The organism is Nocardia sp. NPDC058666, from assembly GCF_042714895.1.
GTDB lineage: Bacteria > Actinomycetota > Actinomycetes > Mycobacteriales > Mycobacteriaceae > Nocardia.
This window is the reverse complement of the sequence record NZ_JBHXRY010000106.1, coordinates 1-1,108: the sequence shown is the minus strand read 5'-3', so window position 1 is coordinate 1,108 and position 1,108 is coordinate 1. Positions and strand designations below refer to the sequence as shown.

At 70.6% G+C, this 1,108-nt stretch carries 2 protein-coding genes and 1 tRNA gene; 1 reads left to right on the top strand and 2 read right to left on the bottom strand.

The genetic code is table 11. The features are described from left to right. The coding region (locus ACFWVD_RS28825) for a hypothetical protein (RefSeq protein WP_379248074.1) at nucleotides 1-521 on the bottom strand (521 nt) is incomplete at its 3' end. Between the two features lie 284 nt (nucleotides 522-805). Between ACFWVD_RS28825 and ACFWVD_RS28820 the strand changes: the two genes are divergently transcribed. Further along, a tRNA-Arg gene (locus ACFWVD_RS28820) sits at nucleotides 806-878 on the top strand. Nucleotides 879-972: 94 nt separating this feature from the next. Here the strand turns inward: ACFWVD_RS28820 and ACFWVD_RS28815 are convergent. Next, nucleotides 973-1,108 (bottom strand): TetR/AcrR family transcriptional regulator C-terminal domain-containing protein (locus ACFWVD_RS28815; RefSeq protein WP_379248076.1); only part of this gene is annotated, 136 nt, incomplete at its 5' end.

The following is a 1,108-nucleotide window of genomic DNA, read 5'->3' as shown; positions in this document are numbered from 1 at the left end:
AGCGGGGCCCAGGTGTGCGAGCCCGCGTAGGCGTGCGTGATCAGTGCCTTCTGGCCGCCCGGTGCGACGAGCCGGGAGGCGTGCGAGCGTCCGACGGGCGTCTGCGTGCCCTTGTAGTCGATCACTTCCTGGACGGTCTCCTGGTAGAGCACCACCCGCTCCCAGCGCGCCGCGAACAGCTTGCTGCCGCTCGTGTTCACGACCAGCCCGTGTTCGTACAGGTGCAGCCGCCGGGACGCCAGGTCCCTGCGGAACAGCGGGCTCCGGCTCACCAGCCCGGCGGCCACCACACCGATCCACAGCGGGAATATGGCCGCACCCCAGTGCACTTTCACCCATAACAGGACGCCACCGCCCAGCAGTGCGGCAATGCCGGCCAGGGAGCCGATGACGAACCAGATCCGGTACTTCTCCTGGACCGCGACCTCGCTCTCGGGACGGAAGGTGTGCTCCAGTCCGCCCAGGCGGTGGCGGGTGGCCAGCGCCTTTGCGGCAGGGGAGGGCGACGTCGGAACGGTCATGCGCGGCCTCGGCTTCAAGGGCATGGCGGACCCCGCAAGGCCGCCTGAGCGAACGGGAGTTCACCGGCCGACACCGTGTCGGTGCCGGTGGACGGCCCCAGCAGCCAACACCACGATCAGGACCCGGGCAAGCCCTTCCGGAGAGCCCGCACGTGCACTCTCGTGGCGGTCCGCGGTTCCGCGGTTCCGCGACGACGCGGCGGCGGTGCCCGGCGGTCAGGGCCTGGTCGTGGCCTCCCTTCAGAGCAGCGGGTACAGCTACTTGTAAGATCGCGAGCGGGATGGGGTTCGTAGCGCAGTGGTCGTCGCGCCCCCACCGCATGTGGGAGGACGCCGGTTCGAATCCGGTCGGCCCCATCCCGTCTCGACGACTGCCGGCGGACACGCTCTCGCAGGAGCCGGCCTCCGGCCCGGCAGGCGACTGCGGCATCACGGCCGCATTCCGATCCGCTCAGCGACCCAGCCGGGCCGCGAGTCCGTCGAGTACGCAGTCCAGGCCGAACGTGAAATCGATGTCCGGGTCGGTTTCCTCGGCTTCGAGGACGCGGCGGGCGAGCATCGGGTGTTCGCCCGCCGCGAGGACCTCG